The 26811-nt window shown below is 64.6% G+C and carries 27 protein-coding genes; 17 read left to right on the top strand and 10 right to left on the bottom strand.

Translation table 11 applies throughout. From position 1 onward, the window contains the following. The first annotated feature begins 578 nt into the window (after positions 1–578). The 9 genes from rpmH to F6B93_RS22530 all read left to right on the top strand — a co-directional run bounded on the left by rpmH (position 579) and on the right by F6B93_RS22530 (position 7279). Positions 579–722: a 50S ribosomal protein L34 gene (gene rpmH / locus F6B93_RS22570; protein WP_085163128.1), complete on the top strand. Its 144-nt coding sequence runs from the start codon at positions 579–581 to the stop codon at positions 720–722. Positions 723–743: 21 nt separating this feature from the next. Then, a complete protein-coding gene (gene rnpA / locus F6B93_RS22565; protein WP_211697072.1) occupies positions 744–1106 on the top strand; it encodes a ribonuclease P protein component in 363 nt (120 codons plus the stop codon). Beyond that, positions 1103–1453, top strand: coding sequence for a membrane protein insertion efficiency factor YidD (gene yidD, locus F6B93_RS22560; RefSeq protein WP_211697071.1), 351 nt, complete (start codon positions 1103–1105; stop codon positions 1451–1453). The genes rnpA and yidD overlap by 4 nt, the downstream gene beginning before the upstream one ends. Then, positions 1437–2558 (top strand): membrane protein insertase YidC, encoded by a 1122-nt coding sequence (yidC, locus tag F6B93_RS22555; protein WP_211697070.1) that lies wholly within the window; start codon positions 1437–1439, stop codon positions 2556–2558. Before yidD ends, yidC begins: the two co-directional genes overlap by 17 nt. Before the next feature lie 75 nt (positions 2559–2633). Continuing rightward, a complete protein-coding gene (locus F6B93_RS22550) occupies positions 2634–3206 on the top strand; it encodes a Jag family protein (protein ID WP_211697069.1) in 573 nt (190 codons plus the stop codon). A gap of 93 nt (positions 3207–3299) precedes the next feature. Next, positions 3300–4055 (top strand): 16S rRNA (guanine(527)-N(7))-methyltransferase RsmG, encoded by a 756-nt coding sequence (gene rsmG, locus F6B93_RS22545; RefSeq protein ID WP_211697068.1) that lies wholly within the window; start codon positions 3300–3302, stop codon positions 4053–4055. 116 nt (positions 4056–4171) lie between these two features. Beyond that, a complete protein-coding gene (locus tag F6B93_RS22540; RefSeq protein WP_425518484.1) occupies positions 4172–5095 on the top strand; it encodes a ParA family protein in 924 nt (307 codons plus the stop codon). Further along, positions 5092–6096 carry a ParB/RepB/Spo0J family partition protein gene (locus F6B93_RS22535; RefSeq protein ID WP_211699671.1) on the top strand — a complete coding sequence of 335 codons (1005 nt, stop codon included), beginning with the start codon at positions 5092–5094 and terminating at the stop codon, positions 6094–6096. Before F6B93_RS22540 ends, F6B93_RS22535 begins: the two co-directional genes overlap by 4 nt. A 412-nt stretch (positions 6097–6508) precedes the next feature. Continuing rightward, positions 6509–7279, top strand: a complete 771-nt coding sequence (locus tag F6B93_RS22530) for an acetyltransferase (protein WP_211697067.1) — start codon at positions 6509–6511, stop codon at positions 7277–7279. On the opposite strand, the gene F6B93_RS22525 is transcribed toward F6B93_RS22530, so the two are convergent. From F6B93_RS22525 to F6B93_RS22490, 8 genes are all read right to left on the bottom strand, one after another. Further along, positions 7266–8486 (bottom strand): N-acetylmuramoyl-L-alanine amidase, encoded by a 1221-nt coding sequence (locus F6B93_RS22525; RefSeq protein ID WP_211697066.1) that lies wholly within the window; start codon positions 8484–8486, stop codon positions 7266–7268. The genes F6B93_RS22530 and F6B93_RS22525 overlap by 14 nt on opposite strands. Before the next feature lie 187 nt (positions 8487–8673). Next, positions 8674–9027: a thioredoxin gene (gene trxA / locus F6B93_RS22520; RefSeq protein WP_211697065.1), complete on the bottom strand. Its 354-nt coding sequence runs from the start codon at positions 9025–9027 to the stop codon at positions 8674–8676. Then, the gene (gene trxB, locus F6B93_RS22515) at positions 9024–10052 is read right to left on the bottom strand and encodes a thioredoxin-disulfide reductase (RefSeq protein ID WP_246540925.1); all 1029 of its coding nucleotides are present in this window, start codon (positions 10050–10052) and stop codon (positions 9024–9026) included. The genes trxA and trxB overlap by 4 nt, the downstream gene beginning before the upstream one ends. Positions 10053–10147: 95 nt before the next feature. Further along, positions 10148–10918 (bottom strand): anti-sigma factor, encoded by a 771-nt coding sequence (locus tag F6B93_RS22510; RefSeq protein ID WP_211697064.1) that lies wholly within the window; start codon positions 10916–10918, stop codon positions 10148–10150. A gap of 61 nt (positions 10919–10979) precedes the next feature. Further along, the gene (gene sigM, locus F6B93_RS22505) at positions 10980–11543 is read right to left on the bottom strand and encodes an RNA polymerase sigma factor SigM (RefSeq protein WP_211697063.1); all 564 of its coding nucleotides are present in this window, start codon (positions 11541–11543) and stop codon (positions 10980–10982) included. A gap of 68 nt (positions 11544–11611) precedes the next feature. Then, positions 11612–15295, bottom strand: a complete 3684-nt coding sequence (murJ, locus tag F6B93_RS22500; RefSeq protein WP_211697062.1) for a murein biosynthesis integral membrane protein MurJ — start codon at positions 15293–15295, stop codon at positions 11612–11614. Continuing rightward, on the bottom strand, positions 15292–17700 hold the full coding sequence (locus F6B93_RS22495) for a hypothetical protein (RefSeq protein ID WP_211697061.1): 2409 nt from the start codon (positions 17698–17700) through the stop codon (positions 15292–15294). The genes murJ and F6B93_RS22495 overlap by 4 nt, the downstream gene beginning before the upstream one ends. Beyond that, entirely contained in the window at positions 17697–18437 is a 741-nt protein-coding gene (locus F6B93_RS22490) for an NUDIX hydrolase (protein WP_211697060.1), read from the bottom strand. Before F6B93_RS22490 ends, F6B93_RS22495 begins: the two co-directional genes overlap by 4 nt. A 428-nt stretch (positions 18438–18865) precedes the next feature. On the opposite strand from F6B93_RS22490, the gene F6B93_RS22485 reads away from it, so the two are divergent. The 7 genes from F6B93_RS22485 (at position 18866) to F6B93_RS22455 (ending at position 24257) form a co-directional block, all read left to right on the top strand. After that, positions 18866–20317 (top strand): CCA tRNA nucleotidyltransferase, encoded by a 1452-nt coding sequence (locus tag F6B93_RS22485; RefSeq protein ID WP_211697059.1) that lies wholly within the window; start codon positions 18866–18868, stop codon positions 20315–20317. 24 nt (positions 20318–20341) lie between these two features. After that, entirely contained in the window at positions 20342–20851 is a 510-nt protein-coding gene (locus tag F6B93_RS22480; RefSeq protein WP_211697058.1) for a pullulanase, read from the top strand. 125 nt (positions 20852–20976) lie between these two features. Beyond that, positions 20977–21291, top strand: a complete 315-nt coding sequence (locus F6B93_RS22475) for a DUF2563 family protein (RefSeq protein WP_211697057.1) — start codon at positions 20977–20979, stop codon at positions 21289–21291. Then, positions 21273–22817 carry a putative alpha/beta hydrolase gene (locus tag F6B93_RS22470; protein ID WP_211697056.1) on the top strand — a complete coding sequence of 515 codons (1545 nt, stop codon included), beginning with the start codon at positions 21273–21275 and terminating at the stop codon, positions 22815–22817. The genes F6B93_RS22475 and F6B93_RS22470 overlap by 19 nt, the downstream gene beginning before the upstream one ends. A 76-nt stretch (positions 22818–22893) precedes the next feature. Continuing rightward, positions 22894–23556, top strand: a complete 663-nt coding sequence (locus F6B93_RS22465) for a hypothetical protein (protein WP_211697055.1) — start codon at positions 22894–22896, stop codon at positions 23554–23556. A gap of 106 nt (positions 23557–23662) precedes the next feature. Beyond that, positions 23663–23974 (top strand): WXG100 family type VII secretion target, encoded by a 312-nt coding sequence (locus F6B93_RS22460; protein ID WP_211697054.1) that lies wholly within the window; start codon positions 23663–23665, stop codon positions 23972–23974. Further along, positions 23967–24257 (top strand): WXG100 family type VII secretion target, encoded by a 291-nt coding sequence (locus tag F6B93_RS22455; protein ID WP_211697053.1) that lies wholly within the window; start codon positions 23967–23969, stop codon positions 24255–24257. The genes F6B93_RS22460 and F6B93_RS22455 overlap by 8 nt, the downstream gene beginning before the upstream one ends. Positions 24258–24352: 95 nt before the next feature. On the opposite strand, the gene F6B93_RS22450 is transcribed toward F6B93_RS22455, so the two are convergent. Together F6B93_RS22450 and F6B93_RS22445 are read right to left on the bottom strand one after the other, a co-directional pair. Continuing rightward, the gene (locus F6B93_RS22450) at positions 24353–24886 is read right to left on the bottom strand and encodes a hypothetical protein (protein ID WP_211697052.1); all 534 of its coding nucleotides are present in this window, start codon (positions 24884–24886) and stop codon (positions 24353–24355) included. Between the two features lie 113 nt (positions 24887–24999). Continuing rightward, a complete protein-coding gene (locus F6B93_RS22445; protein ID WP_246540923.1) occupies positions 25000–25803 on the bottom strand; it encodes a sulfite exporter TauE/SafE family protein in 804 nt (267 codons plus the stop codon). 92 nt (positions 25804–25895) lie between these two features. Here F6B93_RS22445 and F6B93_RS22440 point away from each other — a divergent pair, with 92 nt between their 5' ends. Then, positions 25896–26654, top strand: a complete 759-nt coding sequence (locus F6B93_RS22440; protein ID WP_211697050.1) for an AraC family transcriptional regulator — start codon at positions 25896–25898, stop codon at positions 26652–26654. The last annotated feature ends 157 nt before the right edge of the window (positions 26655–26811 follow it).

Genomic DNA, 26811 nt, shown 5'->3' with positions numbered 1-26811 from the left:
CGACGCAACTCCCTGGCTCTCATTGATTCCGGGTCGAGGTACCACCGATGTTGGCGACGCGGAAACTGTCCACATGGTTATCCACAGGTGTGGACAGGACCATCAATACCGTGCCGCAGCCTACCAACAACGGCTCACGACCTACAGGCCGTAGACAACCAGCCAGCGCTTGTCTAAACGGCTTGTCGACCCGCCATCCTCGCTTCGTTGTGGACCGCCGTTTCAGGCCGAAACAGCATTGCCCGAAGCTAACAGTTTTCCGTGCGGCTGCCAACAGTTCTTTCGAATTCAGCTGAGGTTCTTTGTGATTGTGGCAGATCGTGGATGTAGTCGCTGAAGCGGACGAGCTCCGAAAGCGGGTGGAGTGGGTCTGTTGGGACGAGTGAGGTTTGACCAGGCGAAGGGTGGTCAGTACCCTCGAACAGTCGCCCGAAAGTCGGCGATGCGGCTGCGACCTGGATCGGACTTCCGGGGACCGCGCCGGCCAGGAGTACGACCACCTTCGATCGATCCGCGGACCAACCCGTTGGAAAGCATGAGCGGCCGGACGGTGCTTCAGACACAGCGAGGAGAACGCCGTGGCCAAGGGCAAGCGGACCTTCCAGCCGAACAACCGGCGACGAGCCCGCGTTCACGGTTTCCGACTTCGGATGCGCACCCGAGCGGGGCGGTCCATCGTGTCGAACCGGCGCCGCAAGGGCCGCCGCGCGCTAACTGCCTGATCTGATGGCAGGTTCATGGCGGTGCTTTCTGCGCGCAACCGTATGAGGCGGTCAACGGACTTCGATATGACGGTGAAGCGGGGGCGACGAACGGTACAGCCCAACCTGATAGTCCATGCCCTGCCGGGGAGTGACTGCGACGTGCGAACCGGCCCACGTATCGGTCTGATCGTCGCCAAATCGGTCGGTTCGGCTGTTGAACGTCACCGAGTCGCGCGTCGGCTGCGTCACGTGGCCAGGTCGATAGTGAGCGAGCTGCACGAATCGGATCGGGTTGTGATCCGAGCGCGGCCGAGCAGTCGGGGCGTTTCGTCGCCCCGTCTAGAGCAACAGTTGCGAGCCGGCCTGCGTGGTCGGCTGGAATCGGCAGGCACCGGCCGGTGACTTCGGTGGGTCGGAGGTGCGCTGGCTTGATCCGGGGGACCGGAGCGGTGATAGCCCGCGTACTGATTTTCCTTGTTCAGAATTATCGGCACATGGTGTCTCCGCTGCGACCGGCGTCGTGTCGCTTTGTTCCTACCTGCAGTCAGTATGCGGTGGATGCGTTGACTGAGTACGGCGTGATTCGGGGTGGCTGGCTGACGGTGGCGAGGTTGGCGAAGTGCGGACCATGGCACCGGGGAGGTTGGGATCCGATACCGGAGCGACCTCACCGACAGGCAGACTTCGATGAGGACGGTACTGGCGGCGAGACGCCGGCGACCTCAGGGGAGAGTGAGCTTCTTGTTTGATTTCTTCAGCCTCGACTTCGTGTACTACCCGGTGTCGTGGATCATGTGGGTTTGGTACAAGCTGTTCGCGTTTGTGCTGGGCCCGTCAAACTTCTTCGCCTGGTCGCTCTCGGTGATGTTCTTGGTTTTTACCTTGCGAGCTCTGCTCTACAAGCCGTTCGTGCGCCAGATTCGCACCACGAGGCAGATGCAGGAGTTGCAGCCACAGATCAAGGCACTACAAAAAAAGTACGGCAAGGATCGCCAGCGGATGGCGCTCGAGATGCAAAAGCTGCAACGCGAACACGGCTTCAATCCGATCCTGGGGTGCTTGCCGATGCTGGCCCAGCTTCCCGTGTTCCTTGGGCTGTACCACGTGTTGCGGTCGTTCAACCGCACGACCGGGGGCTTCGGGCAACCGCATCTATCGGTGGTGGAAAACCGACTCACGGGCAACTACTTCTTCAGTCCGGTCGACGTCGGGCATTTTCTTGATGCCAACCTGTTCGGCGCTCCGATCGGTGCATCGATGACGCAACGGTCCGGGTTGGATGCGTTTGTCGATTTCAGTCGGCCAGCCGTGATCGCGGTAGGGGTGCCGGTGATGATCTTCGCCGGCATCGCGACGTACTTCAATAGTCGCGCGTCAATCGCGCGCCAGAGCCCGGAGGCGTCCGCGAATCCCCAGACCGCAATGATGAACAAACTGGCGCTGTACGTGTTTCCGCTCGGCGTTGTGGTCGGCGGTCCATTCCTTCCCTTGGCGATCATCTTGTACTGGTTTTCCAACAACATTTGGACGTTCGGTCAGCAGCACTACGTGTTCGGGAAGATCGAAAAAGAGGAAGAGGCGAAAAAACAGGAGGCCATCGAGCGCCGGGCGGCTAACGCGCCGGCGCCGGGAGCCAAGCCCAAGCGCAATCCGAAGGCATCATCGGGATCCGGAGGGTCGGGAACCGAAAGCGGTAACGGCGGCGGTGAGCCGGACGTCAAGAAACCAGGTTCCGATGCCGAGGCGACGGATAACAAGACCCAGGCAGCGAAGCGAAATCCGCCCCGACGCGACACCAGTCCCAACAACCGCGCACCGCGCCCGGGGGCGCGACCAAAGAAGCGCAAACGCTGACTATTGCGGGGCGCGGCGGGTGAGCCGCCTGAGGACCCGCGAAAGACCGAGCCGTGGATGAGGGGAGAGAAAGCCATGACCGATGCGGAGACCACCGAGGTCGACGTTGATGGACGAATAGAGACGGACAGCGACGAGGGCGATACGGCCGCAGGGCTTGCCGGTGGCGAGGAGCCGGACGACCTGGAAGAACGATTGGTTGCAGAAGGTGAGATCGCGGGCGATTACCTCGAGGAGCTCCTGGATCTGCTGGATTTTGATGGCGACATCGACTTGGACGTCGAGGGCAGTCGGGCCGTGGTGAGCATCGACGGCAGCCAGGACTTGAACAAGTTGGTGGGCCGCGGCGGCGAGGTGCTCGACGCCCTTCAGGAACTCACGCGGCTGGCGGTGCATCAAAAGACGGGCGTTCGGAGCCGGTTGATGCTGGACATCGCGAGCTGGCGACGTCGGCGCCGTGAAGAGTTGGCGGCCCTGGGTGACAAGGTGGCGCGGCAAGTGGTCGAGACCGGTGAGCGGGAGGCACTGGCTCCGATGACGCCGTTCGAACGCAAGATCGTCCACGATGCGGTCGCGGCGGTGCCGGGCGTACACAGTGAGAGCGAGGGCGTCGAACCGTCGCGCCGGGTCGTCGTCCTGCGAGACTAGGTCCATAATCCGCCACCGAGTTACACCCTTGTAGTTCGTTCTGCGGATTGACTGAGTTCAGCCGGCCGGGACAGGCACGCGAAGATCAGGAGAATGTTTCACGTGAAACATGGTGGTCCTGGTGGGAGGTCGGTACCTCCATCGGCTCCGGCCGTTCCGGCGCCGCCCGAATCCGCCGCGATAATCTTCGGGGCGCGGCTAGATCTGGCTGAACGGTACGCTCAGGTCCTGGCGGGCGAGGCCGTGAAGCGCGGCCTCGTGGGGCCTCAGGAAGCGGGCCGGGTCTGGGACCGGCATCTGCTCAACTGCGCTGTGGTCGGCGAGCTTCTAGACCCTGGCGCCCGGGTGGTGGACATCGGGAGCGGAGCGGGCCTGCCCGGGTTACCGTTGGCGATAGCGCGGCCCGACCTCCGGGTGGTCCTTCTGGAACCATTGCTGAGGCGGACCGAGTTTCTGCGCGAGGCTGTGGCCGAACTCGGACTAGCAGTAGAGGTCGTGCGCGGACGTGCGGAAGACCCGGGGGTGCGCGACCAACTCGGCGCCAGCGACGCGGCGGTGTCTCGTGCGGTGGCGGCGTTGGACAAGGTGACGAAATGGAGCATGCCGTTGCTACGGCCGAACGGGTGGATGATCGCAATCAAGGGAGAGCGCGCGGCGGAGGAACTCCGGCAGCACCGGCGTGTGATGGCCACAACAGGTGCGGCAGATGCCAGGGTGGTGACATGTGGCGCGAACTATTTGCGTCCGCCCGCAACCGTGGTGCTAGCGCAACGCAGCAAGCCAGGAACGCCCGATCGTCGCGGGCGGCCCCACAAGCCGGGGCGGGCGGCGAAGGGGAGGACAGCGTGAGTCATTCGCGAATCGCCCCAGCGCGGGCAACGCCGGAGCCGCAGGTGATGGATAGCCAGCCGGCGGTGTCGCGCCAAGCCGCCCACCGCAGCGGAGCAGCATCCAGTGCGGGCCGGGTGCCCGATCCCAACCCGGATGTTTCACGTGAAACATCGCACGATCTCGACACCCCGATAGGTGCGGCCGCGGAAAGGGCGATGAAGGTCTTGCACACTGCCCATGAGCCGTTGCGCCGCCCACGTCAGCGTCGGCTGTTCACCGTCGCGAATCAGAAGGGTGGAGTCGGCAAAACCACCACCGCTGTTAACCTCGCGGCCGCGCTGGCTGTTCAGGGACTAAAAACCCTCGTGATTGACCTGGACCCGCAAGGGAATGCCAGCACTGCGCTCGGCATTACCGACCGGCAATCGGGTACGCCATCCTCCTACGAATTGCTCTTGGGTGAGGTTCCCTTGCATGCGGCGTTGCAGCGCAGCCCGCACAGCGACCGGCTATTTTGCGTGCCGGCGACCATCGATCTGGCCGGCGCTGAAATCGAATTGGTCAGCATGGTCGCTCGCGAAAACCGACTCCGTAGTGCGCTGGCTGAACTCGACAACTTCGACTTCGACTACGTGTTCGTCGACTGCCCGCCCTCGCTCGGATTGTTGACCATCAACGCTCTCGTGGCCGCACCAGAGGTGATGATTCCGATCCAGTGTGAGTACTACGCCCTTGAAGGTGTGTCGCAGCTGATGCGCAACATCGAGATGGTGAAGTCGCACCTCAACCCCCAACTCGAGGTCAGTACCGTCATTCTCACCATGTATGACGGCCGAACCAAGCTGGCCGACCAGGTGGCCGAAGAGGTACGTCGTTACTTTGGCGGAAAGGTGCTCCGCACGGTCATCCCGAGGAGCGTAAAGGTTTCCGAGGCGCCCGGCTACAGTATGACGATCATCGACTACGACCCTGGTTCGCGAGGTGCGATGAGTTACCTCGACGCCAGTCGCGAACTTGCCGAACACGACCAGCCACCTTCGGCGAAGGGACAACCATAATGCAGCCGTCGCGCAAAAAGGGCGGTCTTGGCCGGGGACTGGCTTCGCTCATCCCAACCGGGCCCGCAGACGATGACTCCGGTCCATCGGCGCTGGGCCCGCGGATGGGAGCCGCGGCAGCCGACGTCGTGATCGGCGGCCCGGCACCGGACGTCTCCATGGGGGCGGTGTACCGGGAGATCGGGCCGGCCGACATCGAGCCCAATCCGCGTCAGCCACGACAAGTGTTCGACGAGGAGGCACTAGCCGAGCTCGTGTACTCCATCCGCGAGTTCGGCCTTCTGCAGCCGATCGTGGTGCGGGCTCTTGCGGGATCCGGGGCCGCGTCCCATAGCGGACCGCGCTACCAAATTGTGATGGGGGAGCGACGGTGGCGCGCCGCCCAGGAGGCGGGTCTCGCCACCATTCCCGCCATCGTGCGTGAGACCGGCGACGACAACCTATTGCGTGACGCGCTGCTCGAGAACATTCATCGGGTACAACTGAACCCGTTGGAAGAGGCCGCCGCCTACCAACAACTGCTCGACGAGTTCGGGGTCACCCACGACGAGCTAGCCACCCGCATCGGCCGCTCCAGACCGTTGATCACCAACATGATCAGACTGCTCAAGCTCCCGATTCCGGTCCAGCGTCGGGTAGCGGCTGGCGTGCTGTCCGCCGGCCACGCTCGCGCACTGTTGTCGCTCGAAGCCGGGCCGGACGAGCAAGAGGAATTGGCAAGCCGGATCGTCGCCGAGGGCCTTTCGGTGCGGGCGACCGAGGAGGCGGTCACGGTGGCCAACCACGAGGCACACCGGGGTCGCGGCAGCACGCCTTCAGCTCCGCGGCGAAAGCCGATTCAAATGCCGGGGCTTCAAGATGTTGCTGAGCGCCTGTCGAATGCCTTCGATACTCGGGTGACGGTCAGCCTCGGCAAACGCAAAGGCAAGATTGTGGTCGAGTTCGCCTCGGTGGACGATCTCCAGCGGCTCGTCGCCTTGATGAGCCCCGACCAGCCTTGAAAAAGTCTGAACAGGGACACGATGTAATTACGTCACTGTGACACCAAGACGGCTCGATGGGTGAGCGAACCGTCGTTGGCACCCATGACCAACGGAGAGGTGTTGTGCGACAAGTGGATTCGAGGGTTTCCCGACGATTGTCGCCGGCCGGACGGATCCGAGCGCCCGAACCCGGGGGTCCGGTTGAATACTGGCCCGATCGGGACGAACTCTCCTATCCTGGAGGGGTTGCCGTTGCACAGCAGCCGAGACGGAACTGGGCTGTTGGCATCGCCTCGCGACGATGCGGGCTAAGTGGTAGCTCGCCGCGGAACGGGGTTGTCGGCATCGCCGCGCGACGGGGCGGGCCAGGTAGTGGCCCGCGGCGGAACGGGGCAATGGGCAACAGCACGGCATAGAGGCCAGGAGACAAGTGTCTGCTCGGATAACAGGGCTGCGACTCGAAGCTTTCGAGCATCTGCCCAAGCATGCGCGCCGCTGCGTTTTTTGGGAGGTCGACCCCGCGACACTGGGCACCGAGGACCATCTTGCCGACCCGGAATTCGAAAAAGAAGCCTGGCTGTCGATGGTGATGTTGGAGTGGGGCTCATGCGGTCAGATCGCGACCGCGATCCCCGATGATCGCAGCAACACCGAACCACCGTGTTTGGGTTATGTGCTGTACGCCCCGCCGAGTGCGGTGCCTCGAGCCCATCGGTTTCCCACGGCACCGGTATCGGCCGATGCGGTGTTGCTCACGACGATGGGTATCGAGCGCGGCCAAGCAGCCGACGACCTGCCGCACGGATTGATCGCGCGGGTGATTGACGAGCTGGTCCGGCGGGGTGTCCGGGCGTTGGAGGCGTTCGGTCGAACCTCGGCCGCCGCGGAATTGCAGAATCCTGAGCTGGTAACGCCCGACGTTCAGCCCGTGTTGGAGGCTCTTGGTGACTGCTCGGTCGAGCACTGCATCATTGACGCGGAATTCTTGATGGACGTCGGTTTTGTTGTGGTGGCACCACATCCGTACTTCCCGAGGTTGCGACTGGAGTTGGATAAAGGGTTTGGCTGGAAAGCCGAAGTTGAATCGGCCCTGGAACGTCTACTGGAGAACGCTCAGTTGCAACAGCCGGTGGCGGCGGGGTCTACCGTCGGGACCAGTCTGCAATCGCGCACCCAGGGTGCGGCGATCAAGAACCGCTGAGTCTGCTGGTTCGCTCGACCGATAGCTCGTGGGCGAGCAACTCGGCGAAGGTGAATGTGCCTGTGGGACGGTCGTTTTTGCCCAACAGGTAGAGTCGCTTGACCGCGGCGAGAATACCTTCGGCGATAGCGTCACGAGTCTGTGTTGATACCAGCACCGCACGGTCACCGGGGTTGGTGATGTATCCGATGTCAACCTGAACGGTCGGCATCCTGGTCAGTCGCAGCAGGTCCCATGTCCGGCCATGCGTCCGGCAATCCCGCAACCCGGTGCGGGCCACCACTTCTCGCTGAATGAAATCCGCCAGATTGCGGCCAATGGTGGAAACCGAACCGTGTGAATTGCCGAAGTGAAATGAAGCCACGCCGCTAGCCGCCGGCGTGGCTTGAGTTTCGCAACGAAGGCTGATCATCAGGTCGGCACCAACGGCGTTGGCGGTCGCGGCGCGCTCCGCGTCCGACGGGCTGTGATTTGTCGGTCGGGAGAGAAACGTCTCCATGCCAATAGCAGTCATGCGGCCCTCGAGCCGACTTGCTAAGTCCCACAACACGTCCGCTTCACTCATCGGCCCGTCCGGGCTGTGCGTGATCAGCCCATGGTCGGCACCGCCGCGGCCAGGATCAATGATGATCCGCTTGCCCGATAGCTTGGGCCCGGAGCTTCGGACGAGCTCTTCCTCGCGAATCGCGTGTGGCGAGCCGCCACTGACTCGCGAACTCAGAAAGTACAAGGAGCGCAATGTTTCTGGGCCGCAGATACCGTCCGCGGCAAGTCCGTATTCGCGCTGGTACGACATCAGCGCGTTGTGCGTCTGCAAACCGAAATGGCCGTCCACCAACCCGGTGTAGAAACCGAGGTCCTGCAGGCGGGCTTGTAGCGTAGCGACGTCGTCACCGTAGAGCGGTGCTCCGAATTGGTGATACAGCGTGCGGGCACCCAGCCGGTAGGAGGCCTCTTTCAACGCACGGTAAGTAGCCTCGCCGACGACGCCATCCACCAGCAGACCGCGGTGCTGCTGGAAGGCGCGAACCGCATGGTCAAGTTCTGAGTCGAACAATTCGAGTGCGACTTGACGGCCCGTGGTCAGATCTTCGTCGGGATTCTCCAGCATTCCCAGCGCGGCCAGCGCGGCCCGGATCTCGGTGACCGCCGCGCTGCGGTCGCCACAGCGCAGCACATCGCCGTTTTCGCGGCGCGGACTCGGCATACCAAGGGCCCTCCGGGATAATTGACAGCGTGGATAAATATAGGACAGTTCACCCGGTATTGTCGCAGATCCCGGCCGATATCATGAAAACCCCAGGCCAGTTGTGGGGCTCTATCCTGCCAATTAGTAGGGCCTCCTGGCGATCGCAAGGCCGGTGTCACCGGCTGCGGCGGATCGCCACCATCTACTAGGCGAGGTTGGGAACCTCGTCGGAGAGTTCGCGCAGCAACGCGGCCTTGCCCTTCGCGCCGACGATCCGTTTCACGGCCTGGCCGTCCTTGAACAGAATCAAAGTGGGAATGGAAACAACCTGAAAGTCCCGCGCCGTGTCGGGATTGGCGTCGACATCCAGCTTGGCGACGGTGAGGTGGTCTGCCCGTTCCGTGGCGATCTCTTCGAGAACCGGCGCTACCATCTTGCACGGTCCACACCAGGTCGCCCAAAAGTCAACCAGCACAGGCTTATTGCTGGACAGTACTGCGGAGGAGAAAGAGGCATCGGAAACCTCGATCGTGGCGCCGGACTTCTCGGAATCGGTCATCGCTGTGCTCCAATCAACGTGTCGGTACTGTCCGTGTCTCGGGGTGTTGACGCGGCCGCGCTCGGCGGGGTCGCGCCAGTTTCGGTGTGCTCTGCCAGCCACCTCTCGGCGTCAATGGCTGCCGCGCAGCCAGTGCCGGCGGCGGTGACCGCCTGCCGATAGGTGCGATCCACCAGGTCGCCGGCAGCGAACACACCCGGCAGTGAGGTGTGAGTGGTGCCCGCCTGCACGAGCACGTAGCCTTCCGGGTCGGTGTCGAGTGCGTCGCGCACTAAACCCGACCGAGGCTCGTGCCCGATCGCGACAAACACCCCGGTCACGGAGAGGGCCGTTTCGGCCCCGGTGACGGTGTCCCGCAAACGCAATCCGGTCACCGTCGCGTCCCCATCCACCGCGACCACAGTGTGGTTGGTAAGGAATCGGATCTTCTCGTTGCTGCGGGCACGATCGAGCATGATCTTGGAGGCTCGGAACTCGTCGCGGCGATGCACGATCGTGACACTGCGCGCGAACCGGGTCAGGAAAGTTGCTTCTTCCATCGCCGAGTCACCGCCGCCGATGACGGCGATGTCTTGGTCGCGGAAAAAGAACCCGTCGCAGGTGGCGCACGAACTCACTCCGCGACCGAGCAACTCCTGCTCGCCGGGCACGTGCAGATAGCGCGCCGCCGCTCCCATCGCGAGGATCACGGCACGGGCGCGATGGGTCTCTCCGTCGGCGGTGACGACTGATTTGACGGGCCCATCGAGGGACACCTCGTCGACGTCCTCCATCCGCAAATCCGCTCCGAACCGCAACGCCTGTTCACGCATTTCATCCATCAGCTCCGGACCCATGATGCCTTCGCGAAAACCCGGATAGTTCTCCACTTCGGTGGTGGTCATGAGTGCGCCGCCGAACGAAGTGCCCTCGAAGACCAGCGGTGCCAATTGAGCACGCGCGGTGTAGAGAGCAGCGGTGTACCCGGCGGGACCGGAACCGATAACGATGATGTCGTGAACTGTGTCTTGAGCAGAGTCGGTCATGCGGGCCTTTCAGGTGCGAATGCAGGTCTCCCAATGACTACGAACGCCAGCGTAGACACTGCTGTTCCCGCAACCGAGCCGCGACACCAAACCAGTCAGGCGCGGGGGACAACAGTGCTGGCCAACAGCCCAGTATCGGCAGCGCTGCAGTTCAGCGCCACCGCAAGCCCGACCAGCTGGTCGGGGGCGTCTGCGGGCACCACCAGAAGCATCATCGGACGGCCATTGATTTCGATCGGCTGCGCGCCCAGGACTTGGGTGGACGCCGGGTAACCCAAGCCGCTCAAGCACGATGCACGGCGCGACGGGTCGCCCAATGTGCTTCCTGACGAGTCGTAGTTCGCGGGGCGCCGCAGCAGCTCAAGGATCTCTGGCTGCGATAGCGGTATTGCCGGGACCGGGGTCGATACCGTGATGTGCTGCGCGGTGGGCGCTCTGCGTGGAGTTGGACCTGGTGCTTTGACCAAGGCTGCGGTACCGAGGCCGATCGCGACAGCGACCGCGCACAATCCGGCTAGAGCAGCGAGTAGCCTGGCGGGCCTGGTGTGCGGACGGGCGGCGTGAGCGGGTCCACGTGTCCGGCGTGAACTCTCCGACCGCAGCGCCTCCGAAATCCTGGAGACGACGGTTTCGGGTGCCGGCGGCGCATTCGTGGGGTCGGCGACGGCGGCGACATCGCTGCGCGCCTGATTCAACGCGTCGAGGATTCGTTGTGCCTGCGGATCGGATCGGACTCGGCTGCGAACGCGAGCGGCGGTTTCCTCGTCCAACAGGCCGGCCTGTAAGTCAGCGAGGAGCTCCACGGTCAGCGGCGGGTCCGCGCCGGAGGCACCGCGCCCCGCCGGATCGTCGTCGGCTGCACTCATCGGGACCAGTGTGCTACGGGAGCTACCCGGAATGCGGCTACGACGGGCGAAACCGGTCGTCTCAGCGTGCAGCCAGGTCGGGTGTGGCATTGAGGTAGCCGAGCAGCCGGGCAAGGCGCGCCCGGGCGCGGGCGCATCTGCTCTTGACGGTTCCCTCGGCCACCCCGAGCATGTGGGCGGTGTCGGCAATCGAATAGCCCTGCATGTCGACGGCGACGACGGCAGCGCGTTGCTCGACCGGCAGCCGCATGAGTGCCCGATGGACAACGATCGCCGTTTCGACCTGAGCCGTCCGATCAGGGACCGGATAGACATCCGCGAGCGGGGCGGTGGGCTGCGCTTTGGTGCGACGCACTCGGTCGAGGCAGGCGTTGACCACGATTCGGTGCAGCCAACTGCTGACAGCTGCGTCGTAGCGGAAGGATCCAGCGTTCCGGTGCGCCGACAGCATGGCCTCTTGAAGCGCGTCGTCGGCATCCTCGGGTGTTCGGCTGGTGAGCCGAGCCAGTCGGTGGAGCTGGCGGTGATGGCGACGGAACAGCTCCTCGAAGGCATAGCGCTCACCGGCCACGTGGGCGGCGAGGAGCTCAGCGTCACTGCGCTCTTTGCGGCCCCCGAATCCCACGGCCGGACAGTAACGAATTGGTTGTCGCGCAGCACTTCACCCGGCGCGGGGGCTGTTAGCGCTTCGGTTCAGGAAGCGGCCCGAATGGTGATCTCCGAAATGGCCGCGCGACTGTCGTCATCCACGGTCCCCAGCGTGGAAATCCACACCAGCAAATTCGAGGTCGGTGGGGCGGCCTTGACCTGAATGGTGTTGTCACCAGGCTTGAGGGCGGTGGCCGACGTCAGCACGGTGGTGTCCTCGAGCGTCGCCGGTGTCGGCGTCCTGGAGGAGCGAATCTCCACCTTGGTGCCGGTGCTGGACACATCGATGGTGACGGCGCCGACGACGGTCGGCTGGGGCAGCTGCAACATCAAACCCACCCCGTTCTTGAAGCTGGGGAACGGCACCGGGTCGGTATAGATATCGGTTTGCCAGGAGGTTGCCGGATCACCGTCGATCGCCAAATCGGCGTCGCCAGGGTTGTCGGGCCCGCCGTCGGGGGAGAACACGGTGGCCTTAGTGGGTGTGACGATACTGCCGGCCGCCACCGGAGTGTCCGGCGTTGTCGACGAGGTCGGCGCGTTGAGGCCGAGCTCTTCCCCGTTGAGCCCGCTGCCGACATCGCCGAAAATCCGGTTGAGCACCGCAGCAAATACCAGCAGGGCCACCAGCAGGATGGCAGCGCCGGCGCTGATGCCGATTATCAAATTGCGCCGACGGCGCTGGTAGGTCTCCTCGTCGCGGGTGGCTGGACGTCGGGTGCTGGCAGGTCGCGGGGGCTCTTCGATGGGACCGAGCACCTCGGTGTGGTCGGCCACCGCGGTCGCCTGTTGTAGCAGGTTCAAAAGGGTTGATGCACTGCGTATTCCGCCGTCCTCTTGAACTGACCGCACCGCGACCGCGGAGATCTGGAAGGGGATGTCATGGTCGACCACAGTGGGCTCGATCGGCTGGCCGGCGGCATCTCGCTGCGCTGGTGCCAATCCGCTGCCGGTGTTCGACTCCGGTAGCGGCCACCGGTTGACGAGCAACGCGTACAGCGAGGCGCCGATCCCGCGGATATCATCCTGGGGATTCGCCTCGGGCATGGTCGCCGGGTAGGCGAGAACGACCTCGCCGTCGATACTGACCCGCACCCGGCCGGGATTGTCGATAGAAAGAGCGACGCCGGCTCGGTGGGCGGCGTGAGCCGCTGCAGCCAGCGACTGCATCGCCCGGACAGCACCGACGGGCGACGGCGAGGTCTCGGCAACTTCCTGCAGGGAACCGCCGCGGATCCATTCCGCGACAACCAGCCCGCCGCCTGCGGTGTGCAGCACATCGAGCACGCGGGCGATCCCCGGATTGTTGATCCGGCTGAGCCGCAAAGTGCGCGACAGTATCTCCTGAAGCACATCATCGGGTAGCACGCCATGGGGGTCTACGAAGGTCAGCGCTACCTGCCGGTCCAGTGCCGTGTCCAGCGCCTGCCAGAACTGCAACGGCGGGGCACCCCCGTGGGAGATCAGCAGACGGTAGCGACCATTGGCGATGCGGGCGCCGGGAACAAGGTGGACGTCGTCGGGGGGCATCGACGGGTCGGGGTCGCGTTCGTGGGGGACTGAGAAGTCACCGTTCGGCTGGTCGGGCGGGTGTGTCGGACCGGGGACAGGTGCACGGCCCGCCGAAATATCGGGCGGAAAATCGCCACCACCCGGCCGCGGTAATTCGGCGCCCGACGCAGAACTAGACGAGGCGCTGTCCGATGGACGGTCGGTCACCTCCGGTCCTTTCGATGTCGCGGCTCTGGCTAAGTGCTCCGGAGGGTGCTCCGGAGGCCTGCGCCCGACCGGCTCTTGCACCACTTGTCCTGCCGGCGGGGCTGATTTCCTCCGCTCAGCGTACGTGACCGGGCTACCACGAGACGATTGATCTTGCGCAGTTGTCTTGCGAGGTCCCGCGGATCCGGATCGCCCTCTCATCCAGCCCCGGTTCCGGGATCGGATGGCGTCTCGCGCCGCTAGTGCTTCAGGAACCTGCGCTCGGATCATGACTGCGGCCAGGACGGGCAGCATGATCATCGCGAGCAGCAGCAGCCGGAGCAGCGAGCCGGCGCCGCCGCCGTGGGTCGTCAACTGGCTGGGTCCCAGCAGCTGATCGACGACGTGGGCCAGCAACCCGGCGAGCAACGACGCGGCGATCGTCACCAGGATGGTTCGCACTTCACGGACACCGACGAGCTGGCCGCCGTCGGGCCGCAGGGTGCGGCGCAGCAAGTAATAGCCGACGAGCGCGCCGGAGAGAAATCCGAGCCCATTGGCGAGCCCGAGATAGCCGGCTACCAGTTCGCGATCACTAGTGACATGGGGCGCTAGCAGCGACGCGATGATCTTGACGCTGGTAATAACCAGAATGATTGCGATCGGCGTCCACGGTTGCTCGCGCGCGTAGAACACGCGGAGCTGCAGGAGTACCACCGCGTAGGGGATCAACGTGAACGCCGACAACGCGATCGCCGCGCCCAAGTATCCCGCGTCGACATCGCCGAAATTGCCGTAAGCGAACAGTGCGCTGCCAATTGCTGGGCCTGCGACGGTCATGAACGCGACCGTGGGGATCAGCGTGATCATGGTCAGTCGCGTCGCCAGCGACAGATCAGCGAGGACAGCCGGGGTGTCGTCGGCGGCGGCGTTTCGGCTCAGCCGAGGCATCACCACGGTCAGCACCGTCACGCCGATTATGCCGAACGGCAGCATGAGGACCAGCCACGTGTAGGTGTAGATCGCGGGGCCCGACGCCGCCGCGGTGCTGGCGATTTGATTGCCGACCACGAGCCCGAGCTGACTGATCAGCACGTAGAGCACCATGGCGGCGGCCATCGCGCCAAAACGTTTGAGCCGCTCATCAATTCCCCAGAGGGGGCGTAGGCTGATGCGCTGGCGCCCAATGGCCACCAGCAGCACCGCCGTCTGCGCGAAGACGCCCGCGGTGGTGCCGATCCCGAGCACCAGTAACTTGGCGTTACCCATGCGAACTGGATCGACCGAAAGTTCGCCGGGGACGGCGAGATACACCGCCAATGTGGCGATCGCGACGACGTTGTTCACCACCGGTGCCCATGCCGGTGGCCCGAATATGTTGCGGGTGTTCAGGATTGCCATGAACACCGACGACAGGCCGTAGGCCAGCACCTGAGGAAGCAGCAGATAGGCGAATGCGATGGTCAGCGGTTCGTTGACCTGAGGAGTACGGCCTAGCATCAGGCGTACCAGTAGCGGCGCGGCGAGCACTGACAGCGCCGTAGCCGTCAGTAGTAGCGCCGTCGCCAGCGTGACCAACCGACGCACGAACGCCGCGCCGCCGTCTGGATCGTCTTGTTCCGCGCGTGCCAGGACCGGCACGAAGATCGCCGTGAAGGTCGCCTCCAAGACGAGCGCAGCGACCAAGTTGGGCAGCTGATTGGCCACGGTGAAGGAGCTGGCCAGGGCAGCACCCAGGATGGCGGCCAGCAGCACAATCCGGGCAAAGCCAGTGATCCGGCTGATCAACGTTGCGAATGCCATGGCCCATGACCGCGATACCAGCGCGGCGTCGGAGAGCTCCGGCGCTCGGGACGACGTGCGGTGCGACAGGCGACCTCGAGACGGGCTTGTCGGTGCGCGCTGGGGCGGCACCTGTCGCGGTAGCTGCTGGCCCGGCGCGCGCGGGGGGCTCGGCGGCTGGGACGGTTGTGGTTGTGGTTGTGGCTGTCGCTGGGATGGCGCCGGGATGCGGCGCGGAGCCGGCTTCATACGCGGTGTTCTTCGCGATCAGGCTGACCGCGGCGGCGCTGTAGGGCGTGTCGGCTCGTATGGGGTGGCTCGGGGCGATCCAGGTCCGCGCGATCGGGCTGGCCGCGGAACCGGTGCCAGAGCCGCCGCCCAGCCAGCGCCACCAGCACTGCCGCTGCGGTCAGCGTGATCGCGAACAACACCTTGCCGTAGGCGTTCGAGTGCACCGACAGCCGTGCTGGCTCGCCCAGCTCCATGCCGTCCGGGGTTCGCAGCGACACGTCGATGGCGACTCGCTGGGTGAAGTTCACCTCGATTGGCACGCGTAGTGGCAGGTATCCCGGCGGCAGCACGATCAAGCCGACATCGGTCACCGTCATCCCGGGTGGGGCGTCGACCTGCAATCGGACTCTTATCGGAACGGCCAAACCGTTGTGCAGCGCCAGCGGCAGGGGACTGTGTTCGGTGGCCAGGGTGTAGGAACCGCCGGGGTTGACGATCGTCACCGCACCGAAGAGGTCGTTGATGGTCTTACCGACGACCGTCAGTCGCTGCTCGGCCAGCCCGTTGCGGGTACCGGGCGGCACCGATTGGCTCAATGCGCGCAACATGTCCTCGCGAAGCGGTGCGGTGTACTGTGCGCCGGTTAACCCGGTGCGTTCATCGGTAGTCAACGCTGAGGTGAGTTCCCAGAGGCGCCCGACTTGGCCGGCGATCTCTTCGGTGATCTCGTCGTCGAAACGGCCGCGGGTCGAGGTGTCGGCTCCCAGTGGCTCCGCCGGTTCGCTTCGGGTCGCGGCATCCGCAATCACCGCTGGTAGCGGCCGGGGAATGGCCAAGCCGGACCGGATGGTGGTGGCGAGTGCGGTCAGGATGAGCTGCGCGTCGTCGCTTTGCAGATCCCATGAACCCGGCGGGGCCAGGATCTGGGTGCGTGGCGCGGCGTCTGGCTCCAGGCTGCGCCAGAGCATGGCCCCCAAGGCATCCTGGCGACGCGCGGTGGCAGAGTCGTGTGCGATGGGAACCGACAACTTTGAGTCCAGATAGGTGGGGACGATCGGACGGTTTCCTGCTGCCGCCAATGCGGCACCGACTGCTGGTTCGAACGGCGCGGCTACCACCTGTGGGGACAACCGCCGGGGTGCCGTATCTGCGACCCCTGAGGCGTCGGGCTCCGAAGAAATCCGCGCGTCGTGGTAGTCGAAGTCGGCGGCGGCGATCGCGACGGTGTCCTCGGTTGCGCTCAGCAGGCTGACCGCGCGGCTGGTTAACGGGCCGTCGGGAAACAAGGTGGCACCTCGAACGGAGGCAACGTCCAAAATGCGGTCGACGATGTCCGCGGTGCCGTGGGTTGCGCTCGAACTCAGACCTGGGTCGTTGACGCGTTGTAATGCCTCCAGATCGGCCTGGGCATAAGGCAGCGGCGTCACGCACATGCGGTGGGCCAGCGCTCGTAGCCGGTTTAGCCACATGGTCGCAGCGGCTTGGCCGGTGCCCGGGTGCGTCGGGGTGCCGGGTAGTTGCGCGGCGCCGGCGGGGCCGTCGGATACGACGTAACCTCCGGTCATCGCGTTGACGGTGACCAGGAGATCCGGATCGACGGCCAGGCACATCGCTTGGCTGACAGTGCCGCCAGGGTCGACCTCCCGGCTTGTGGCCAGCTCGGCGGCGGAAAGAAGGATGTCCAGTCTGCCGCCGGTGGCTAGCGAGTTCGCTAGGTCGTCGTCGACCAGGCGAACCGGTATCGTGCCGCCGGGTACCCCGGGCGCTAACCGCGGTCGGTCGGCCAGCGGCCAAAGCATGGTGATCCATACGGGTTTGTTGGTTTCAGGGACGACTGCGGACTCGAAGTCGTCGACCTCGTCTGGTGGCACGCCCACCACGGGCAGCAGAAACCGAGCGTCATCGAGCCGAGCGGGTGCGCCGTAGTCGGGAGTCCCGTTGACGTTGACCAAGACCGGGAAGATACCGGGGCGGTCGACGGCCAAAGAGGGCTTAGTGAACGAGCGCAGCGGCGCGGAGAGACTGAAGGCAACTTGCTGCCCACGATCCAGGTCTGGGGCGACGGTGAGGAACTCCGCGGCCGGCTGGTACTGGTCGGTGTCGCCATCCAGCGAGGTGCGCAGCGCGGCCGAGGATTCGATGGCCGCTGCGTGTTCGAGCCGGACCATGACTTCGTGGACGGGGCGGTCACCGACATTTGTCACCATCCCGCTGACGGTGATGACGGAGTCGCTGCTGGTGGTGACCACGTCCGGGGTGACCTGATCGATGCGCACCTGAACAAAGGGCGTTCCGCCGGGCTCGCCTGCAATCGCGCGTGGCGCGGCCAAGGGTGCGGTGAGCGCCATCACCAAAGCAGCGACGATGCCGATCCCTGCGGCGAAGCGCACCAACCCCGTCCGCCGCACACGCAACGCGGTCACGGCCCCGGCCCGTGACCGTTCTTCCGGCCCGGCCCGGGCTTGTCGACATGTCGGGCATGGGAATGAGTCTGCGGCCGGCGCCGAGGCGAACTTGGCGGAAGTGGCGGCAGCGCCGCGGGGCCGTCGTTTTGCAGCTTGTCGATCAGTTCGTCGGCAACTTCAGCCAGTCGACGTTCGTCGGCGTATGCCAACCGTGACGGCAGCTCCTCAATGGGCACCCACGCTACTTCGGCGACTTCGAGATCGTCATCGGAGAGCTCGCCGCCCAGAAATCGCATCAAATAGTGGTGCACCGTCTTGTGCACGCGCCGGCCATCAGTGACGAACCAGTAGTCGATACGGCCCAGCGCGGCGAGCACGCTGCCGCGAATACCGGTCTCCTCGGCAACCTCTCGAATGGCAGTCTGCTCGGCCGTCTCGCCAAGCTCGATGTGGCCCTTGGGCAGCGACCACAGCATCCGTCCGCGTCGGTCGACGCGACCGATCAATGCCGCGACCTGCGCGTCCCGCGGCCCGTCGATGCCGTCGATGACCAATCCGCCAGCGGATGTCTCGTGCACGGTTCGCAGCCGGTCCGTCGCTCGTCGCGGCGACCGGGAAGGCTTAGCCTTCGGTGGGTTCGCGGTCGTGTCGCCGGCCAAGTGGCCGTTCACGGCTTTCTCGGCGGAAGCCGCGGCGCCACGACGCCGGCGCCGCCCGCGGCGCCGGCGTGGTTTGGCTTGTTCGCCGTCCGACACCCAAGCGATATTAGCTGGCACGAGCACGTCTACTGGATGTACTCGCCGTCCGGGCCTGCATCGCCAGTTGATGGTCCGGTTGCCGGCTGCGGATTGGGCGCCGCTGCGACGGTACCAGCGAGCACCCGTTTCGCCGCGATCGGCGGGCATGTGCCTGGGAGCAAGCGGCCCGGATCGTGGGTGTGATTGTCCGGCTCCTCACGCGGCCCGTGCCGGCCCGCATCGTCGCCGGACCGACCCGACTTAGGCCTGATTGTCGGGCTCCTCGCCGGGCGCAAGCGGCCCGGATCGTGGGTGTGATTGTCCGGCTGCTCGCGCGGCCCGTGCCGGCCCGCATCGTCGCCGGACCGACCCGACTTAGGCCTGATTGTCGGGCTCCTCGCCGGGCGCAAGCGGCCCGGATCGTCGCACGACTAGGCTGATCGAACGTGCCAGAAACCGTCCAGGATGCCGAACTGCTGACCGCCGCCGCGGTCGCCCTGCATCGGCACGCCGCCGCGCTTGGCGAACTCGGATCGGCGTTCGCCGACGCGGGCCACGAGCTGTACCTCGTTGGTGGTTCCGTGCGCGACGCCCTGCTGGGCCGCCTGAGTCCAGACCTGGACTTCACCACCGACGCCCGTCCTGAACAGGTTCAGAAAATCGTGCGTCCCTGGGCCGATTCAGTATGGGATACCGGCATCGACTTCGGCACCGTTGGCGTCGGCAAGGGGGACTATCGCGTAGAGATCACCACGTTCCGCGCCGACACGTACGACCAGGTATCCCGTAACCCAGAGGTGCGGTTCGGTCACCGACTCGAGGACGATCTGGTGCGCCGGGATTTCACCGTCAACGCGATGGCCGTAGCGATCACGCCGAGGGGGCCGGGTGATTTCCTTGATCCGCTCGGTGGATTGGCGGCGTTGAGTGCGCGAATGCTGGACACTCCGGCGGCGCCATCGGTGTCTTTCGGAGATGATCCGTTGCGGATGCTTCGGGCGGCTCGCTTCGTTTCGCAGCTCGGCTTTGCCGTCGCCCCGCGGGTACACCAGGCGATCGAAGAAATGGCCCCGCAGCTGGCCCGCATCAGTGCCGAAAGGGTCGCCGCCGAGCTGGACAAGCTGGTTCTCGGCGACGACCCGGTCGCCGGCATCGACCTGCTGGTGGACGCCGGAATGGGGGAGGTGGTGCTGCCCGAGGTCGGTGGCATGCGGATGGCTATCGATGAACACCACCAGCACAAGGACGTCTATCAGCACTCGTTGACCGTGCTGCGCCAAGCCATAGGCCTCGAAGACGCCGGCCCGGATCTGGTGTTGCGGTGGGCTGCGCTGCTCCATGACATCGGTAAGCCCGCCACGCGGCGGCACGAGCCCAACGGTGGCGTGAGCTTTCATCACCACGAGGTGGTCGGAGCCAAGATGGTCCGCAAACGGATGCGTGCCCTGAAGTACTCCAAGCAGATGGTCGACGACGTCTCTCAGCTGGTGTACCTGCATTTGCGATTCCACGGCTACGGCGACGGGAAGTGGACCGATTCCGCGGTGCGGCGCTACGTCACTGACGCCGGGCCGCTGCTGCCGCGGCTGCACAAGCTGGTGCGCGCCGACTGTACGACCCGCAACCAGCGCCGGGCCGCTCGGTTGCAGGCTAGTTATGACCGCCTCGAACAGCGCATCGCCGAACTGGCCGCGCGAGAGGATCTGGACAGGGTGCGGCCCGATTTGGACGGCAACGAGATTATGCAGTTGCTTGATATTCCGGCTGGCCCGCAGGTAGGCGAGGCGTGGCGCTACCTGAAGGAACTGCGGTTGGACCGTGGGCCGCTGACTCGTGAGGAAGCGACGGCAGAGCTGCTGAGCTGGTGGCGAACTCGCCAAGTAACGGGGAACCCTTAGCGGCGAGGCCGCGTCAGACCAATCGTGGACTACTGCCTGGCTGGCGACGACGGTACGGCTGCCATCTGGAATCATCCGCCCGATCTCGACCTCGATGGGGACGGTCGGTTCGATGCGATCGGCTTGGATTTCGACGGTGACGGCGCGCGCGACGATGCACTAGCGGACTTTGACGGCGACGGAATAGCCGATCACGCCGTGCTCGACCTGGACGATGACGGCATCGCCGAAAGCTACTTCACCGATGACGGATCCGGGACCTGGGCGGTAGCCGTGGATCGGGCCGGACACGTGCGATGGTTCGGGTTGGATGGCGTCGAGCACTCCAGCGGTCCGCTGACGGACTTCGATGGTGACGGCCGTCCCGACGACCGCCTCGTCGATACCGACGGCAACGGGCTGGCCGATCGGGTGCTCTGCTCCGACGAAGACGGCAAGACGGCATACGTCGATACCGACGGCGATGGGCATTGGGATGTGCGGCTCACCGATGCCGACGGCGACGGTAGTGCCGACGGTGCCAGCACGCTATGACGCCATGGCGACGACTCGTCGGCGTCGCGAAGCCGATGAATTGACCGGCAAGTACGCCGTCGCTAGCCTGACCGGGAACTGGCGGGGGTCGGTTTCGAGTCCTCGATCGCCCGAAAGGGGTAGCGATGTTCGTTGACGCTGACTTGCTCCATTCCGGGGGCGGCGAATCTCACCGGGCCGGTGACTACGCGCAAGACGGCGCCGATCGACTTTCGCGGGGGCCGTTGATGTCGGAGATGTTCGGCGCCTTTGCGGCCGCTGATGCGTTCCACGACGCGGTGAACTCCGCACATTCCCAGCATGTACGGAGTTTGCAGGCACACCGGGAGGCGCTCGCGGGTTTAGGTAGCAAGGCGTATCTGGCTGCCGCGGGGTTCACCGACATGGATGACCGCAACGCCGCGGCGCTACTGGCGGTGCGGTGGAGCTCCGGCACATAAGCGTCCCGCATTTGATCGCTGAGGCCGGGGGTGATCCCTGGGCAGTCAACCGGAGCCTGCAAGCTGGGCGCCCCGCACAGATCGCTGACCTGGCGCAGGCATTCCATGATGCGGGCCGCTGTACTACCGAGTCGGGCGAAGCTTTTGCCGAGGCGCGCCGCCGCTTTGAGGCGGCTTGGAATCGCGAGAATGGCGAGCACCCGATCAACGACTCAGCCGAAGTGCGGCGTGCGACCCATTCTTTGGGTGTACAGGCCGCGCAACTGCCCAAGATTGGGACGGATTTGGAAGACATCGCGGCCGCCCTGGCCGAGGCGCAACGCGACGGTGGAGTGTTGATCTCGGTCCTGGAGACGCAGCTGCACGACATCGACAGCCAGCTGGGCGAGGCCCTCCGGCTGGAACAAAGCGGCGAGCTGACTGCCGCTGAACGAGCTGTGATAGACGGATACATCACCGAGCTGGAAAACCAGGCCATCAGCGACACCAAATCCGCTCTGGGCCAACTGGAGTCGGTACGCGGCGGCTATTCGGACTACCTACAGCAGTCACTGGCGAGCTTGCGTGTCGAAGACGGGTACGATCCCACTTCCATCGAGGGCCTCGACGGCGATGGCCTAACCCCCCACGGCGAGCGAGACGAGACTGCGGTCCGCGCTTATGACGCGGCTCAGCGCGCCAAAGACGAAGCGCTGGTCAACAGCCCGGGCGGGATGACGCCCGAGAAAGCCGATGCTGCAGCGCGATTGCGCGACTACGCCGTCGCGACGGACCCCGCTGCCGACGCCGACGCACGGCGGCTAGCCAGCGAGCGTCTCGACGATTTCGCGATGGCACACTTCACCGGGCCCTTGCCGGTCGATCCGCTCCTGGGTACCGATGCACGCAGTCGCGCCCAGATGCGGTTGGACTGGCAAAGGAAACTTGAAAAAGGGTTCGCTGGGCAACCGCCGATGGCACCTGACCAGGTAACCCAACTGCTCGACAATTCCGAACAACAAGCGCGGGTGCTGGTAACTCAACAAGCCGCCAAGGTGTTGGAGCGCGAAGGCCTCTCGGCATCCGCTGCGTCACAGGTGATCAGCAGCATGTCTCAAGGCATACCGCTGTCCGAAATCGCTCGTTACGATGCCGGGTTGGTTGGCGCCGGTGGCGCCGGGATCCAGGCGTCTGCGGGTGCCGTTTCGACTGGCGCGCACAACCTGCCGGGCAGCATCGGGGTGTTGTCTGCTGAAGACGCCGAAGTAGTCAAGCGCCTCGGCAAGCGCCTTGGAATAGCTGGTTCGCTCGCAGACATGGCTCTCGCAGGTGTGGAAATCACCCAGGGCGCTCCCGCTGGTGAGACTGCCGGCAAGGCTGTCGGAGGGTTCTTGGGCGGAATGGGCTTGGGATGGGCGGGCGGAGCGCTTGGGGGCATGGCATTGGGTCCCGGAGGCGCGTTCGTCGGGGGCGTCCTCGGCGCGACGCTCGGTGGATTTGGACTAGGAGAGTTCGGTGGAGCAGTTGGATCCCAGCTCGACCATTGACGGAAGTGCTGTAGTCGTTGCAGCTGTAGAGTCCGGCCGGGTCGACAACCCTGCCTGGTCGACTGTCGTGCTTTGGGTGGCAATAGGTGTTTTGGCGATCGCGGCCGTACCGTTCTTTGTCGATCTCCCCGAACGGCTGCATCGGAGGATCTACTGGTTTGGATTCCTGGTTGGCACGATTCTTATGTCGATCGCGGTGTCACCGCGCGGATGGCATGCGAGCCTGGCGATTTGCATTGCGGGCGCAATGATCGCTGCGGGCTTCGCGTTCTTTTACGACGATTCCCTCTTGAAAATCGGCAATCGCTATTTCTCGTATACGATGAGGCCCCCCGGCCAGCAAAGCCCGAGCTCTGACGGAGAAGAGCCGTATCAGCCGCCCCCGGACAGCTATCTCGGCGTGGTGTCGGCGAGGAACCATTGGTGGCTGGTCGCGGTCAGTGCCTGCGTCATCGGCACCGGGCCATACATCGTCGGTTGGACGTGGAAAATATCGATGTTGGTCGGCGCTGCCATCGTGGGGGCGGCGCTGTCCGGCTGGGACGATGCGGGCCGCAGGCTTCCGATCGCGCGGGGCCAAAGAGTTCAATTCGCGATCGCCAGTCTGGCCTCGTTGATGGTGTTTGCATTGCCCCTGATCGCGTACCTGGGCGCGTACTTTGCCGCAAGTCGGTGGTCACCCGCTCGCCGCGACCGCGCCCTCGGGCGGGATCTTGGCGAAACGCCCGAACCCGAATAGATACCTCAGACCCCCACGAAGATGATGGGCGTGGGGGAGTAGACCGATAGGGGTTAGCGGCGTCGGGTGAATTGCGGGTGCCTGCGGGCGGCGTTAGGTTGCGCCCGTGGCTGCCGAGAACGAATTGCGCGTGGATCCGCAAGTGATGCAGGGCTTCGCCCACTCGCTTAGTGGTGCGGCGGAGCATCTTCGAACGCAGTTAGACGAGCTGAATGCGCAGGTCACCGACATGCTCGGCGGGTGGCAGGGTGCCTCGGGGGGCGCGTACAGCTCTGCATGGGAGTTGTGGCATCTGGGGGCTTCCGAAGTCCAGCGCGGACTGTCGATGCTGGCGACGTTGACCGCCGAGGCCAGCGCGGGCTATCAGGAGAACGAAGCCGGCGCTGCGGAAGCGCTCAGGAGCGTGCGCGATGGCTGAGGCGTTTCGGGTGGATCCCGAGGCGTTGGCCGACGCGGTAGAGCGGATGGCCGAGTTCGGCCGGCATACCCACGGCATGTTGGCCGAAATCGATAGCTTGGTCGCACGTCTGCACACAACCTGGACCGGGGATGCAGCGGCGGCCCATGCCGAGGCCCACTGGCATTGGACCCAGGGTGAGGCGATGATGCGCGACGCACTGGGTCTATTGCGGGCCGCGGGCCAGAATGCGCACGCCAACTACACCGGCGCGATGACCACGAATCTGAATATGTGGTCGTGAGCCAATAGCACCCGCACGCATTCCGTAGCGTCAGGTGCTCGGCCGCAGCCGCGACATTCCCCAACATCCCCGTAAGACGCTGGTCCGCAACGGCGTTAGTCGGCTTCGACGACCCCAGGCGGAGAACCGCCAGCTGGATCCCCGCGGAGCGATCGTCGGGTGGCGGGCAGCAACGCAAGCACCGCGCCGATGACGGGCAGTATGAATGAGAGCATCACGACTGCAGGTCTGTTGGGTGTGTCGAACCAATACAAGCCAGCATCATGTGCCCCTACTGCGTAAAACCGGTGGATCATCCTCGTGGCCACGACCCAGCCAATGCCGGTGTGGGCGATGACGATTGCACTCCCGCTGACGATCAGTGTCGGAGCGATAGGCCTGCGTGCGAACATCATCGCGGCGCCGAGCAATAGCGCGAGTGCGCCGCCGACCGCCAACGCGGCCTCGGCGTTCAGCCACACGACGAAGCGGTGAAACGGCGTGGTGTAGTTCTCTAGGAGGCGCCCGAGAAGCCTGAGGACCTCCGAGTAGATCGATGCGATATGCAGGAGCCGGACGGCGCGCCAACACTGATACGCCCCAAGCAGCGCTGCCAGGATGCCGGTTGTGAGCGCGATCGTGCGATTCATTCGGCGGATCTTTGCGTGCGCATACCCGAACCACCCAGCGTCAACCCAGCGCTATGCCCCGGATGGGCTGCTGGTGAAGCTAGTCGCGCCGCAGTTATTGGTCAATCTTCCATTCACCACGCTATGGTCGCGGTCATCGCGATCAGGACGACGCCGAGCAGGATCAGGTAACTGCTGGCGTGAACCCGTTCGGAAATCGTTTTCTTGGACAGAATGCGCTTGGTGACCGCGATGGTGGGCAATGATCCGCCCAACAAGATCGCTACAGCGGCGAGGTTGATGTGGCCGACTTCGCCGGGGTGGCTCGCCCCTGGTGTGGCAAGTGCGTAGACCATGCTTCCTGCGGCGGCGACGGGGAGACTCAACGGGTTGGCCAGAGCGGCGGCGCCGACCATCGCGATGCCTTTGCGGCGTAGCAATGGCACGGTCAGCACACTTCCGCCGACGCCGATGAAGCTGGCAATCGCGCCGATCCCGAGTCCACCGATAGTTGATTCGGTAGCGCTAAGCGGTGTTGCGGGCTGGCCATCAGGCGAACGGCCCAGGACGCTGTTGCGTGCGATGCCGTCGATCAATGTCGCGGCAACGAAGGCGACGAACAACACGTGGAGCACACCTTCAGGCGCCCAGTTCGCGGCCAGAGCACCCATGGCCGCTCCCAGTGCGATGAACGCCCCGATGGGCCACAGATATGCCTTGTGCAATAGGCCATGCCTGGCGCTGGCGATGGTTGCCCAGCTTGCGTTGACGATCATCACCAGCGTCGAGGTCGCCACCGCGGTGTGCATAGCGTCGGCTGCGCTAACGGCTGCGTAGACGGCAGGCACAGTGACAAATCCGCCACCGAAGCCGAACAACACGGTGGTCACCCCGGTCGCAACACCAACAGCCAGCAGTAGCAAGAAGAACTCGGACACCGCACCAACGCTAGAGTTTTGACTGCTGGCGTACAATCGATATTAAGTCAGATAAAATCGATTTTACGCCACAAGCTAAGTAGGTCTATCGCATGCGTAACGTCGCGGTCGATGACGTGGACAGGCCCGGTTGCGCAGTAGTGGCAATACGGACCGATTACCCACCGCGCCATCTATTGCCGATGCATCAGCACCGTCGTGCGCAGCTGCTCTATAGCGCAACAGGGGTCATGCAGGTCGATACGATCGACGGCAGCTGGACCGTGCCAACACATCGAGCGGTGTTGATCCCACCGAACACTGACCATCAGGTCGCGATGGAGGACGTCAGCACACGCAGCCTTTTCCTCGAGCCCTCCGCGGCACCATGGTTTCCGATCCGTTGCCAGGTGGTCGACGTCAGTGCACTGCTGCGCGAATTGCTGCTTGCTGCCGTCGATCTACCCGCCGACTATCGGCCGCGCGGCCGCGATGGCGCTTTGGTCGACCTCATCCTTTACGAACTCCAGGCCGTGACCCCGCTGCCCTTCGATTTGCCGATGCCGAGCCAGGGCACCCTCCTTGAGCACTGTCGAATGTTTGCCACAGCCCCGAGCATTCGTGAGACGCCGCAGCAGTGGTCATCCCGCTTGGGCCTGAGTACCCGCACGTTCAATAGAACATTCCGCGCAGAAACTGGCCTGACTTTCCAGCAGTGGCGTCAGCGCGCTTGCATCCTGCACGCCATCAGGCTGCTGTCCAGGGGAAATAGCGTTACCCAGACAGCCACCAGGCTCGGCTATGGAACTCCCGCAGCCTTTTCAGCCATGTTCGGCAAGCACACCGGAGCCCCACCAAACTCGTTCCAGTAGTCGGCGAAGTGCTGCCCAGGAAGCAGCTATCCACAGCCGAATGGCTCAGGGAGTGTTGCCCTGTTGGGCCTCCTCGTAGTCCGACGGTGATAGTGAGTGGTCGGGCAATGCCGACAGCAGTAATGTCGTGCCGTGAGGCTCTCTCGTCAGCGCGGCC

This window comes from Mycobacterium spongiae (genome assembly GCF_018278905.1).
GTDB lineage: Bacteria > Actinomycetota > Actinomycetes > Mycobacteriales > Mycobacteriaceae > Mycobacterium > Mycobacterium spongiae.
Note: the sequence above shows the minus strand (reverse complement) of the source record. Positions and strands in the feature narration are given on the sequence as shown.